This is a genomic window from Arthrobacter sp. UYEF20, from assembly GCF_040546335.1.
Taxonomy (GTDB): domain Bacteria; phylum Actinomycetota; class Actinomycetes; order Actinomycetales; family Micrococcaceae; genus Arthrobacter.
This window is the reverse complement of sequence record NZ_JBEPNP010000008.1, coordinates 24,448-37,827: the sequence shown is the minus strand read 5'-3', so window position 1 is coordinate 37,827 and position 13,380 is coordinate 24,448. Positions and strand designations below refer to the sequence as shown.

Genomic DNA, 13,380 nt, shown 5'->3' with positions numbered 1-13,380 from the left:
CTGCGCGCGGTACCGCACGGCAGTCTGCGCCGGGTTCGGCCGGGCTCCCGGCGGCCGAGTCGCACGAGGCTCAACCTTCGTGGCAGAATTGGTTCTCGTGCCACCGGCTGAACGCCTGGGCATGGTCCGCCCTGGTGTAATGGCAGCACCCCGGCCTTTGGAGCCGTGGAGTATAGGTTCGAATCCTATGGGCGGAACCGCCGCGCATCGGCGGGGCGCGGAACAGCCCCACCGGGCCTGAACCGCCGCGCATCGGCGGGGCGCGGAACAGCCCCCGACGGGCGGGGTCCGCCCGACGCCGAACAGCCCCGACGGGCCGGAACCGCCGCGCATCGCCCGGCGTGGAACAGCCCCCGACGGGCGGGGTCCGCGTTGGTCCAGTAGGATGAAGCTGACGCCGTGACCGGATTCTGGTCCGGACAAGCCGCGCGGATCCGGCAGGCCAGGTGCAACAACAGGGCCTGGCCGCGGGGCAACTCAGATCCACCGAACAGAGGCGCTGAGCCACGCCACTGAGCAAGGAGAGCCCGTACGTGAGCCCCGAGAATACCGGCCCAGCCGCCGTCATCGTCCTAGCTGCAGGTGCCGGTACCCGGATGAAATCCCGTACCCCCAAGATTCTCCACGCGATCGGCGGCCGCTCCCTCGTCGGGCATGCGCTCGCCGCCGCCCGCGCCATCCGCCCGCAGCAGCTGGCGCTCGTTGTCCGGCACGAACGCGATCTCGTGGCCTCCCACGTCGCGGCGCTGGACCCTGAGGCCCTGATCGTCGACCAGGACGAGGTACCGGGCACCGGCCGCGCCGTGGAAGCCGCCCTTGAGGCCCTCGACGGGCTTCACCCCGAAGGACCATTGAGCGGCACGGTCGTCGTCACCTACGGCGACGTTCCCCTCCTGACCGGGGCGCTGCTGGCCGAGTTGGTGGCCTCCCACGAAGCAGACGGCAACGCCGTCACGGTCCTCACCGCCGTGCTGGACGACGCCGCCGGCTACGGGCGCATCCTTCGCGCCGCGGACGGAACGGTCACCGGCATCCGGGAGCACAAGGACGCCACCGACGCCGAGCACGGCATCCGCGAGGTCAATTCGGGCATCTACGCCTTCGACGCCGCCGTGCTGCGTGACTCGCTCACACACGTCACCACCGATAACGCCCAGGGCGAAAAGTACCTCACCGACGTACTGGCGCTGGCCCGTGAAGCCGGCGGCCGGGTGGCCGCCGTCGTCACGGAAGACCGCTGGCAGGTCGAAGGCGCCAATGACCGCGTGCAGCTCGCGGCCCTCGGCGCCGAACTCAACAGGCGCACCGTCGAAGCCTGGATGCGCGCCGGAGTGACGGTCGTGGATCCGTCCACCACCTGGATCGACTCCACCGTGACCCTCGACGAGGACGTCCGCCTGCTGCCCAACACCCAGCTGCACGGCGCCACGACGGTGGCGCGGGACGCCGTCGTCGGCCCCGACACAACCCTGACCGACGTCCGCGTGGGCGAGGGCGCCACGGTGATCCGCACCCATGGTTCCGGCTCCACAATCGGCGCGAACGCCAGTGTGGGCCCGTTCACCTACCTGCGCCCCGGCACCGTCCTGGGGGAGACCGGGAAGATCGGCGCCTTCTACGAGACCAAGAACGTCACCATCGGCCGCGGCTCCAAGCTCTCCCACCTCGGCTACGCCGGCGACGCCGAGATCGGCGAGGGCACCAACATCGGCTGCGGCAACATCACGGCCAACTACGACGGCGAGAAGAAGCACCGCACGGTCATCGGCTCCGGTGTCCGCACCGGCTCAAACACCGTCTTCGTCGCCCCCGTGCAGCTCGGCGACGGCGCGTACAGCGGCGCCGGCGCGATCATCCGCCGCGACGTCCCCGCCGGCGCACTTGCCGTGACCGAGGCCAGGCAGCGGAACACCGACGGCTGGGTCCTCGCGAACCGTCCCGGTACCGTCTCGGCCGCGCTGGCCGAGGCCGCCGGCGCCACCCCACCATCCTCCACTACTCCGGCATCGACAGAAGAGGGCTAGCAAACATGAGCGAAATTACGGCACGCGGCGAGAAGAAACTGGTGCTTGCCGCCGGGCGCGCACATCCCGAGCTGGCGAAGGAGATCGCCAAGGAGCTCGGCACCGAGCTGCTGCCCCTGGATGCTTATGACTTCGCCAACGGCGAGATCTATGTGCGGGCCGGCGAAAGCGTCCGCGGCACCGACGCCTTCGTCATCCAGGCCCACCCGGCCCCGCTGAACAACTGGCTGATGGAACAGCTGATCATGATCGATTCGCTGAAGCGGGCCTCTGCCAAGCGCATTACCGTGGTCTCGCCGTTCTATCCCTACGCCCGCCAGGACAAGAAGGGCCGCGGCCGCGAACCGATCTCCGCCCGGCTCGTGGCGGATCTGTACAAGACGGCCGGCGCGGACCGGATCATGAGCGTTGACCTGCACACCTCGCAGATCCAGGGCTTCTTCGACGGCCCGGTGGACCACCTCATGGCCATCCCGCTGCTCGCGGACTACATCCGCACCCGCGTCGCTGCCGACGACATCACGGTTGTCTCCCCGGACACCGGCCGCGTCCGGGTTGCCGAGCAGTGGGCCGAGCGGCTCGGCGGGGCGCCGCTGGCGTTCGTGCACAAGAGCCGCGACCTCACCGTACCCAACCAGGCCGTGTCCAAGACCGTGGTGGGGCAGGTCGAAGGCCGCACCTGCGTCCTGATCGATGACATGATCGACACCGGCGGAACCATCTCCGGGGCGGTCCAGGTGCTGAAGAACGCCGGTGCCAAGGACGTCATCATCGCGGCCACCCATGCCGTGTTCTCCGATCCGGCCGCCAAGCGCCTCGCCGAATCCGGCGCCCGCGAGGTGGTCGTCACGGACACCCTGCCGATCAGCGCCGACAAGCGCTTCCCGCAGCTCACCGTGCTGTCCATCGCCCCGCTGATCGCCCGGGCCATCCGCGAAGTGTTCGACGACGGTTCCGTCACCAGCCTCTTCGACGGCAACGCCTAGCACCGCTGCCTGCGCCGGGCCCGGTTTCATAAACCGCGCCCGGCGCTGGTAGCCTTGTACCGAAACCTTGGCGAGGGAGAGCGCCGGTATTCCGTAATTAATGGAAATTAATCGGGAACCGGACTGCTGGTCTCCGTTATCGACTGGGTCTGAATCTCCCTTCGGAAGGGCGGCCTCGCGGCCACCCGGCGTTGAAGGTCGCAAACAGACCTCCGCCCTTGCTGAACACCGCTAGTCCACTAGGAGACACCCATGGCTGAGCAGAAGCTCGCAGCAGAAGTACGCACCGAATTCGGCAAAGGCTTCGCCCGCCGCGCCCGCATGGAGGGCCTGATCCCGGCCGTCATCTACGGCCACGGCGCCGAGCCGATCCACATCACCCTGCCGGCCAAGTCCACCACCCTGGCCGTCCGCCGCGCCAACGCACTGCTGACCCTCGACATCAACGGCGAACAGCACCTCGCCCTCGTCAAGGACATCCAGCGCGACCCGATCAAGCAGATCATCGAGCACCTCGACCTCCTGACCGTCCGCACGGGCGAGAAGGTCACCGTGGACGTTCCCGTGCACCTGACCGGCGAGCTGGCCCCGGGCAACGTGTACAACCAGGAAATGACTGTTGTTTCGCTCGAGGCCGAGGCAACCCACCTGCCCACCGCCATCGAGGTCAGCATTGAGGGCCGCACCGCCGGCGAGCACATCCACGCCTCCGACCTGGTCCTGCCGAAGGGCTCCGTCCTGCTGGCCGACGCCGAGTCCCTCGTTGTTCACATCTCCGAGGCCACCGAGGTCTCCGAGGAAGAAGCATCAGCCAGCACCACCGAGGGTTCCTCGGTCTCGGCCGCAGCCGAGTAGTTCCGGCGATTTCCGGTGGCCGGGTCCCTCTGGGGCCCGGCCGCCGTCGTCTCCGCCGTCGGACCGCCTGGAACCGGACAGTCGGCGCCGCTCCGGCCGCCAACGCCCCTGGAACCGGACCGCCCCACAGAAGGACTGATCCATGACTGACAACTGGCTGATCGTAGGGCTGGGCAACCCGGGAGCCGAGTATGCCCACAACCGGCACAACGTCGGGCAGATGGTCCTCGACGAACTCGCCTCTCGCCTCGGCGGCCGCTTCAAGTCCCACAAGTCGCGGGCCCAGGTCCTCGAAGGGCGGCTGGGCATCGGCGGGCCCCGGTTGGTGCTGGCCAAGCCGCTGAGCTACATGAATGTTTCCGGGGGCCCGGTTTCGGCGCTCGCCAGGTTCTACGACATCGATCCCGGCCACGTCATCGCGGTACACGACGAAATCGACATCCCCTTCAACACTGTCAAACTCAAGATCGGCGGCGGCGAAGGCGGCCATAACGGACTGCGGGATATCTCCAAGGCCCTCGCCACGAAGGACTATCCACGGATCCGGGTGGGCGTCGGACGGCCACCCGGGCGGATGGACACCGCGGACTACGTGCTGAAGGATTTTTCCGCCGCCGAGAAGAAGGAACTGCCGTTCCTGCTCGATTCCGCGGCAGATGCGGTGGAGGTCCTGGTCCGGGACGGCCTGCTCGCAGCCCAGCAGCAGTTCCATCCCGCGAAAGCCCCATAGGCCCCGTAGGTCCCGTTTTTGGGTTTCCTGCCCGGACCGCCGGGCGGTCGCCCAGCTCCGCCGGCAGCCACGCCGCGGGCATTCCTTTCAAGCATCCGGGATTCCCGCTATGATCTCTCTACTCTCATGTCGGGGGATAGGGATACGCTACTTCTAAGCGGGCAATCTGGGTTGCTGTCCGCAAAGCGGTACGAAGGAAACTAGATGTCGAGGGATTCACTGGGCTGGGGAAATGTTTCCACTACATTGGCACCCGCCGAAGAGCACGCTGCCGGTCCGGTCAACCGGCACAGGTGGTCCGGTCTGGCGCGCGCTGCCGACGCCGACCGCGTCCGCGAAGCATTGCTTGCCGACGGCCGGACAGGCGTGGTCATTACCGGTGACCGCGGCGTCGGCAAGTCGCTGGTGGGCCGCACCGCTTTGGCCGGGTTCGGTCCGGACATCTACACCCTGCAGCTCCGGAGCTCGGGACCGGGGTCGGCTACCCCGTACGGCTGCCTGGCGTTCACGCTGGCGCGCCTGCCGCAGAGCTCCCTTGGCTCCCCGACCGCCATTCTGCACGGGATTACCTCCTTGATCCGCGACGACGCCGCCGGGCGCCCGTGCGTCATCTTGCTGGACAATGCCGGTGCGCTGGAGGAACTGAGCACCGGTGTCCTGCTCAACCTGCTCCAGACCGGGACGGCCCGCCTGATCGCGACGGCCCAGCGCACCAGCGACCTGCCCCCTGATTTCTACTGGCTCATCACCTCCGGCCAGCTGGCCGAGGTGAGGCTCGCGAACCTTACGGAACTCGAGACCCTGGACGTGCTGCAGACGGCGCTGGGTCACCGCGTCTCGAGCGCTCTCGCCAGCCAGATGCACCAGCTCGTCGGCGGCAGCCCGACGTTGCTCCAGGCCGTGGTCTCGGAGCAGATCGAGCGCGGAAACCTCGTGCTGTCCGGTTCCGTCTGGACCCTGCTTGACGAAGTGGTCCTGGACGGACGCACCGGGCTGGAAGACATTGTCAGGGCCCGCTATGCCCGCGAAACTCCGGTGGCCCGGGAAGTCATCGAAGTCCTGTCCTGCGCCCGGACCATGGCGCTGTCCCGGCTCGCGAGGATGTACGGGGCGGGCGTCATCGCGGACATGGAGGACGCGGGCCAGATCATCGTCGACCGTACCGACCGCCACTTCGTGACCCTGGGCGACCGCTATCTGGGTGACATCGTCCGCAACTGGCTCAGCGTGGAACGCCGCCTGGAGTTGCGGGACAAGGTGCCCGGTCATCGGCCGGACGAGCTCGGCGAACTGACCGTCGAGGACCTGCTCGCCTACGCGGCCTGGACCCACGACTGCCAGGCCCTGCTCGCGCCGGCATACGCGCTGGCGGCAGCCGAGGCGGCTGTGAAACTTTTTGACCCGAAGTTCGCGCTCGAATGCGCCGGCAGCCTGTCCCCGGGTGACCGGGAATGGGCCGAAGGGCAGCTGCAGAAATCGGCGGCGTACCTGCAGCTGGGTCTGCCGCTGCAGGCGATGGCGGCCCTCGACGATATTTCGGAGGAACAGATCAACGCCCTGGGCGCGGCGGTGTTTGCGGAGCTCGTCGCCGCCAAGGCTGATGGCATGTCGTGGTTGGAGGACCGGTCCGGCAAGGTCCCTGAGCTGATCCGGCAGGCCCGGCTTCGCCTGCAGGAGCTCAGCCTGAGTGAGCTCCCTGAGCCCGAGGAGGAGCTGGCCCGGGCGGGACGGTGCCTGGACCTCTGTGAGTTCAACTTTCTCTCCTTCATCGGTGATTTCGAGCCGATGATGGACCGGCTCACGGCAGCGGCAACCACCGAGGGGCAAGGCGCCGAGGGGCAAGGCACCGATCCGGTGCACAGGCTCAGGTGCGCGATCATCCTGATGGAAGCCCTCTGCATGACGGGCAAGGAGCTCGACGCGCGAAGACTCATGCGCGAAATCGGCGGCCAGCTGGGCGAATGGTCCAACGTCCCCCGGATCCGGGAGAATTTCGCCTGGAGATCGTTCAACGTGCTGCTGCTGGCCGGGTACTGGCGCCAGAGCATCGATATGCTCAAGGACGCCAGCGGGCGGGCGGGGCACGGGCTGCATTCCGGAAGCGCTGCCACGGATCTGGCTGTCGGGCTCGCGTATGTCTACGCCGGCCGCGGCTACATGGCGCTGGATCCGCTGCTTGCCGCAATTGCCCAGCTGGAGGTGCGGTCCAGTCTGCACTCCCTGCGGCAGGCCTACGCCGCAACCGCCTTTGCCTACGCCCAGACGGGCAATCCAATGCAGGCGACCATCTACCTCGACCGGGCGCGGTCCGCGGACGGCCCGGCACGGTTCGCGATCCGCACCTCCGCCGAGTTCTGCATGGACATGGCCTCGCGGTGGCTGGGGGACCCGGAAGCACGGGACCGGCTGGTGCACACGGCGGAGGGCCACTTCCGCGCCGGCCGCTTCACCCTGGCCGGCATCTGCATGCTCGGTGCCACCGTCAACGGAACGGCCAAAGACTTCCTCTTCTTGGAGGACATCGCCGCCAGACGGCAGGGTCCCCTGGCGGAGCTGTCCCGGACGGTCGCCGAGGGCAGCCGGAAGAAGGACGCCGCGATCATGCTGGCGGCCGCCGAGCTCTCCGCCAACCTGGAACTGGACGCCGTCCAGGCCAGGTGCGCCGCCCTGGCCTTCGACTTCGCCCAGGCCGCGGGACTGAGCGGAACCGCCAGCACAGCTCACACCATGCTGGAAAGACTTTCAGAGTCCGTCCCGGCCCTGCCGATTACGCCCCGGAACAAGGGCCCGCTGCTGACGGAAAGGGAACGGCAAATAGCCACCCTCGCCGGCAACGGCGTCTCAAACAGGGACATTGCCCTTGATATCGGCATTTCCGTGAGGACCGTGGAGGGCCACCTGTACCAGGTGTTCACGAAGCTCGGAGTGTCTTCGCGGAGTGATCTGCTTGGACTCATCTAGGGCCCGCGCAACGTCGCCCGGTGCAGAGGTGTCAGCCGTACTGACCGGGCGGACGGAAGACCTGAGATCAGCAGTGGCGGCCATCCGGGGCGGCACCCACGTCGCCGTCATGCTGCTTGGGGACAGCGGCATCGGAAAGTCCACCCTCATGGAAGCAGTCGTTGCGGAGCTCGGACCGGAAGTGACGCCGATTCGTATTCACGGCAGCCCCTCGCTGACGCACGTCCCCTACGGAGTGCTGGGTCCGTTCATCGTTGGCCTCCCGGTGCAGGAGGCCACCTCTCAACTGGCCGTCCTCAGGACGTTGTGGACCCACCTCGAGGAGGAGCGGCGCGCAACCCAGAAACCGTTGCTGCTGATAGTGGACGACGCCCACGACCTCGACGAGGCAACGGCGGGGATCCTGGTGGAACTTGCCGCCGCCGGCTGGGTGAAGCTGCTGGTGGGGGCAGCCGCACGGCCCGGGCTGCCCGAACCGCTGCTGCAGCTATGGTTCGAAGGCATCGCCGAGCGGCACGATCTGCGTCCCCTGACGCAGCCCCAGACGACGGAAATGCTGGAGCAAACTCTGGGCCCCCAGGTCCTTCCGAACGTCGCCGAACTGCTCTGGGAGGCATCCGAAGGCAACCCGCTGCTGCTCAATTCCCTGATCGACGACGCGAAGAACGACGGGACGCTCCTTCAGCGCAACGGAGTCTGGCTGCTGACACGGCCCCCGAACAGTCATGGCGACCGTCTGACCGACGTCGTCCGCCGCCAGTTGCTGCGGCGGTCGCCGGAGGAACGGCAGGCGCTGAACCTTGTGGCGCTGGCCGAGCCGGTGTCCAGGGAACTGATTGAGGCCGTGGTCGGCGAAGACGCCGTGGCGGCACTGATCGTGCACGAATTGATCCGGGTCTCGGCCGCTCCCGATCCCGAACTGAGGCTGCGGCACGCCGTGTATGGTGACACGCTGCGCAACCTGATCTCCCCTGCCCGTAGCCTGCAGCTCCGGCAGAGCCTGCTGCGGCGCATGGACACGGAACCGACATCGGCTGAAGGGCTGCTGCGGCAGGTCAGCTGGTCAATGGAATGCGGAGCGGAGATGGAGGACCGGCAGCTGCTCAGGGCGGCGGTGCTGGCGAGCCGGCTCTACCAGGATGATCTGGCCCGCAAGGCCGCGTCCCTGGTCCAGGATCCCGAACTGCAAATAGCGGCACGGTCAGTGACGGCGCGGACCCACTACAACACCGGTGATTACGCCGTCGCACGGGACATCCTTGAGGCTGACTTCGGTGCGGGGCACAGCGTTTCAAGCCTGCTGACCGGAACCCTGCTGTGGGCCGCCGTGCTGTCCGCGCAGGGCCACACACCGGCGGACATCATGGCCCGGGCGGGCGGGCTCGTGCAGGCCGGCGAGCGGCTGGCCCGGGAGAAACCGGCCGACGCCGGGCGGATCCTGGCCGCGACGCAGGAACGGTACATGACCATCCAGAGCATGGTCCTGGCACTGGCCGGGGAGTTTGGCGGGGAAACGCCCCCGGAAGCAGGCGCACCCCCTCCCGAGCCGCCGGTTAACCATCTGGACGAGGCATTCAGGCTCTCCCTCGAGTCCGAACGGCTCCTCGTCGCGGGCAAAGCCGTCAGTGCCTTCGAGGTTGCCTCCAACGCGCTGAGTGCCGCTGGTGCCGGGCACGACGAACTGCACTTCCTCACGGGCTTCCTCGTTGTGCGGTCCGCCGCAGCCGTGATTCACGGCGGCGACTGGCAGGCCGCCGAAACGCTGCTGGCTCGCTTTGCCGCCGGAACCGGGCCAAGCATGATCTCTTTCGGCGGCGGCGTCCATGCGGCGCACGGCATCATCCTGCTGTACCAGGGGAAGGCCGCCCAGGCCCTGAACACGCTGAGCGGCGCCCTCGAGTCGCTGCGGCTCGAGGATCCCCAGCAGCTGTTCGGCCTGACTGCGGCGATGGCATTCGCAGCCGCCGCGGAAGTCGGCGCCAAGGAGAGAGCCGATTCATTTCTCGTGGACTATGGGTCCGTGCGGCTGGCTGCCTCGCGCTACCTGCGCACGCTCGCCGAGATGGCCGTGGTGTACGGCAAGGCTCGCCTTGGAAACCATCCGGAGGCCATCGCTGAGCTTCGGCTGCTGGGTCAGCCCGATCCCGGGCAGAACACGACGGGGCTGGAGTTCGACGCGCTCGCATTCTGTCTCGCCCTGGGGGACCGTAACGCCGCGGCCCGGCTGCTCGAGCTGAAGCCCCAGCTGCAGGGCCGAAGACCGGCAGCGATCTGCGACTACGCGGCCGCCGTCAGCACGGACCTGGCCGCCGACCACCTGTCGGCCGCCAAGAGCTGTGAAGACGCCGAACTCTGGGGCTTCGCTGCTCTTGCCTATGATGCTGCCGCACACGCCTACCGGAGGGCCGGCGACGCCCTGCGGGAACGCATGGCGATGTCGCACCGAAAGAGGTGCCTGGAGCGGGCAGACAATGCCCCCGGACAGGAGCCGGAAGGCATCGATGATTCCCTCGGACTCCTGACGCGCCGGGAACGGGACATCGTGGCCCTGGCCGTCCGCGGGTTCAGCGACCGGAGGATCGCCGCCGAGCTCCAGGTATCCATCCGCACGGTTGAAGGCCACTTGTACCGGAGTTACGCCAAACTCAACGTCAAAGGCCGCGACCAGCTCCCCGGCATCCCCGGAAACTAGTGTCGCCGGACGCCAGCATCGCCGGACGCCAGCTTGCGCCTTACGCCGTCTACCCGGGCCGACACGCCGTGTACCCGGGGCTGACACGCCGTCTACCCGGCCTGACACGCCGTCGGCGCCGTCGGGTGTGCAGACGCTACGGCCACCGGCACTCGGGTGCCTTGCCGACTACTTGGTTTCCGCACCCGGGTGTCTCGACCGATCTGAGTACATCCACGTAGATCCGGGCCAAGTACCCACCACGTATTCGAGTACTACTTACGCATCCCGAAGAGTCCCGCGCTCCATAGTTTGGATATATCACTGGTCAACCATTGATTGCGAAGGTCTCACTCATGTTTCAGCAGGACGTCGGGCTGCCCGCGGGCAGCGGCAAAACAGATGCGATAAATCCGCCACAGCGCTTCGCCCAGGGGCGCTACGAGAAACCCTTCATCCGCAACAAGATCGTTGCGGACGTCGTCGAGACGCTGACAGCAGGCTCCGGCTGCGGCGTCGTCCTAGTCGGGGAGCACGGTGCCGGAAAGTCCTTCATCGCCCAACGCGCTCTCGAGCAGCTCGGCCCGGAATACGCAGTGGTCCAGGTCCGGGGCAGCTCCATTTCCTCAAAACTTCCCTACGGCGCCCTGAGCGTTCTGCTCAACGACCTCGACGCTTCCCACCTCGAGCACCCCCTCATGGTGTTGCGGGGGCTCACCCAGGTGCTCCACAACAAGGCCCAAGGGCGGAGCATCGTCTTGTTCGTCGACAACGCGCACGACCTGGACGATCTGTCCAGCATGATGGTGGCCCAGCTCAGCGCCGGGACTCATGTCACCCTGCTGGCCGCGTGTGTGGACCTTCCCCACGTGGGCGGGGACATCATGGGTCTCTGGAAGGACGACCTGCTGCGCCGGATGGACCTCGCGCCGTTCGACTTCGCCGAGGTTGCGGCCTCCCTCAGCCACGAATACGGCGGTCAGTTCTCACACACCGCCGCCCGGGCGCTGTGGAGCGCCAGCGGGGGAAACGCACTTTTTCTGCACTCGCTCGCGAGGGAGCAGATCAATCTTGGAACGATCGTCCGCCAGAACGGTGCCTGGGTCCTGAGCAACGGCCCCATCGCCCTGACGGGGGAAATCCGCGATGTGGTGAAGGCCCGCCTGAACCGGCTCAGCTCGGGCCAGCGCGATGTCTTTGAACTGTTGGCCCTGGCCGGAGCCATCCCGCTACAGACGCTCATGAGTATCGCGAACCCCCAGGACATGGATGCCCTGCAGGAGCGGGCTATGATCCGTGTCAGCCATGATCACCCGCCCATGGTCAGCGTTGCCAACCGGCTGTCGGCAGGGATCGTTGCGAGTGTGGTTCCCCCCGGCCGCAGCGCCGAGCTCCGCCGGCGGCTGACGGCGGTTCTCCAGGATTCGGAGCAGAGCGACGCCAGCGGATCAGCCGGCGTCGCCTGGGCACTGGACTGTGGCGAGCAGATTAGCCCGGAGGTGGCCCTGGCCGCGGCACGTATGGCGAACAGCTCGTCCGATCCGGCCGCGGCGCTGAGATTCATTCACGAGATCCGGGGTGGCGATTCAGTCTCCCGGACCGCTGTCGAATCGGTCCATGCCTACGTCTTGTCCGACAATCATGACTCCGCGCGTCGTGTTCTTTCCGCACTGGATCACTCGGCCGGCGACGAAATTCCGCTGGCTGACTGGATCTCGCTGCAGCTTTTCCGGGCCGAACTGGACAAGCGAAGCATCCTGACGGCCGCAGGCGCCAAAGCCAGGCTGCAGGAGATCGGACGGAGGCTCGCTGCTGAGCCCGACGGGGACCCCGCCGGGATGGATTCGGCCTGGCAGCGGCTGCATCATGCTGAGGCTGAGCTCGCTGTTTTCGAAGGGCGCTACCACGATGCCCTGTCCATCACAGATGTCCCGGACGGCGGCAGCCTGGACACCGAAGCACGTATTCTGATGGCAAGCCTGCGCTGCGAGGCGATGGCTGTCACCGGAAACGTTATCGGTGCCCTCGGGCTCGGCAAGCAGATCCTGGCGTCGGCAGCTACCGTGCCCCTCGCGGACCGGGCCATGCGGGAGATCAGGGGCCGCTTCCTGCTCCTGATGCTGCTCTCGGCCAAGTTCAGGGAGGCATCCGCCTTCCTGGCGGGTTCCGCCGGCACGGCTGACCCCCAGGAACGGATGGGCGGGATGTTCGAGGTCGGGCAGGGAGTCATCGAACTTCATGCCGGACTTCTCGACGAAGCGCTCCCACGGCTCCAAGCCGGCATGGATCAACTTCTGGCTCGGGACCCCGATGCAGTGGCCGGTCTGGCCATGGCAGCCTTCGCCTACGCCGCCGCACTCCACGGTGACGAGGAGAAAGCCAGCCTTCAGTTGCTCGAGCTGGCACAGCTGCAGCCACACGCGTCCTGGCTGGTGACCCGGATGACACGGTATTTCGAGCTGTGTGCCTTGGCTGAACTCGGACAGCGGGCGACGGCAATCCGGGCGCTCGCGGCAGAGGCAGACAGCGACACGGAAGCGTCGGCATTGGCCCCCGGGCTGCTGTTCTTGTCCGCCGCGGCCCGGCTCGGAGACCGTCAGATGGCACTGAAGCTCGGAAGTCTGGCCGGAAGGGTCACCGGGCACTTCTCAGGCCTGTGCTCGCGGCTGGCTGACGGCGTGAAGGCGTCGGACAGCGAGCAGTTGCTGGCCGTCTCGAAAGACTCCGACGCCGCCGGCAACGCTATATTCGCCAGGGACGCGGCCCGCAAGTCCGTCAGCTGCGCCAACGACGCCGGAAACCGGATCGCGTTGCGGACCGGTCAGCGTACGCAGCAGTCCCTCGACGACAGGTTTGGCAGTCCGAAAAACGGTCTTCACTCGCTCACGACGTCGACGTTGACGGCCAGGGAATGTGAAGTCGCTGTCAGGGCAGCTGCGGGAACCTCCAACCGCAAAATCGCGGAACAGATGCATGTTTCGGTCCGCACGGTTGAGGGTCACCTTTACCAGGTGTACTCAAAGCTCCATGTGGCCAGCAGATCGGAACTCAAAGATGTCATCTCCACACCGACGGAAAGCGCGCGTCTCGGCTGAAACCGGGCCAGCACTACGGGCTGCCCGGGTTCGACCGGGTAGCCGGGGAGGTGCCCGG

Annotated in this window: 7 protein-coding genes and 1 tRNA gene; all 8 read left to right on the top strand. The window is 67.2% G+C overall.

Going from position 1 to position 13,380, the window contains the following annotated elements; genetic code table 11:
• Positions 1–125: 125 nt before the first annotated feature.
• A tRNA-Gln gene (locus tag ABIB26_RS10825) sits at positions 126–197 on the top strand.
• Positions 198–533: 336 nt separating this feature from the next.
• Positions 534–2,024, top strand: coding sequence for a bifunctional UDP-N-acetylglucosamine diphosphorylase/glucosamine-1-phosphate N-acetyltransferase GlmU (gene glmU, locus ABIB26_RS10820; RefSeq protein WP_354242503.1), 1,491 nt, complete (start codon positions 534–536; stop codon positions 2,022–2,024).
• Positions 2,025–2,029: 5 nt separating this feature from the next.
• Positions 2,030–3,010: a ribose-phosphate diphosphokinase gene (locus ABIB26_RS10815; protein WP_354242500.1), complete on the top strand. Its 981-nt coding sequence runs from the start codon at positions 2,030–2,032 to the stop codon at positions 3,008–3,010.
• Positions 3,011–3,262: 252 nt separating this feature from the next.
• Complete coding sequence (locus ABIB26_RS10810) at positions 3,263–3,865, top strand: 50S ribosomal protein L25/general stress protein Ctc (protein ID WP_354242497.1); 603 nt, start codon at positions 3,263–3,265, stop codon at positions 3,863–3,865.
• A gap of 142 nt (positions 3,866–4,007) precedes the next feature.
• Positions 4,008–4,595 carry an aminoacyl-tRNA hydrolase gene (gene pth, locus ABIB26_RS10805; protein ID WP_354242494.1) on the top strand — a complete coding sequence of 196 codons (588 nt, stop codon included), beginning with the start codon at positions 4,008–4,010 and terminating at the stop codon, positions 4,593–4,595.
• A gap of 204 nt (positions 4,596–4,799) precedes the next feature.
• Complete coding sequence (locus ABIB26_RS10800; protein WP_354242492.1) at positions 4,800–7,556, top strand: helix-turn-helix transcriptional regulator; 2,757 nt, start codon at positions 4,800–4,802, stop codon at positions 7,554–7,556.
• Entirely contained in the window at positions 7,534–10,248 is a 2,715-nt protein-coding gene (locus tag ABIB26_RS10795) for a LuxR C-terminal-related transcriptional regulator (RefSeq protein WP_354242489.1), read from the top strand. The genes ABIB26_RS10800 and ABIB26_RS10795 overlap by 23 nt, the downstream gene beginning before the upstream one ends.
• Before the next feature lie 335 nt (positions 10,249–10,583).
• On the top strand, positions 10,584–13,322 hold the full coding sequence (locus ABIB26_RS10790) for a helix-turn-helix transcriptional regulator (RefSeq protein ID WP_354242486.1): 2,739 nt from the start codon (positions 10,584–10,586) through the stop codon (positions 13,320–13,322).
• The last annotated feature ends 58 nt before the right edge of the window (positions 13,323–13,380 follow it).

Bases quoted from the DNA above. Each gene is read 5' to 3' on its own strand.
- ABIB26_RS10815 (WP_354242500.1), top strand. From the start codon at position 2,030: ATGAGCGAAATTACGGCACGCGGCGAGAAGAAACTGGTGCTTGCCGCC.
- ABIB26_RS10810 (WP_354242497.1), top strand. From the start codon at position 3,263: ATGGCTGAGCAGAAGCTCGCAGCAGAAGTACGCACCGAATTCGGCAAA.
- pth (WP_354242494.1), top strand. From the start codon at position 4,008: ATGACTGACAACTGGCTGATCGTAGGGCTGGGCAACCCGGGAGCCGAG.
- ABIB26_RS10790 (WP_354242486.1), top strand. From the start codon at position 10,584: ATGTTTCAGCAGGACGTCGGGCTGCCCGCGGGCAGCGGCAAAACAGAT.
- ABIB26_RS10800 (WP_354242492.1), top strand. From the start codon at position 4,800: ATGTCGAGGGATTCACTGGGCTGGGGAAATGTTTCCACTACATTGGCA.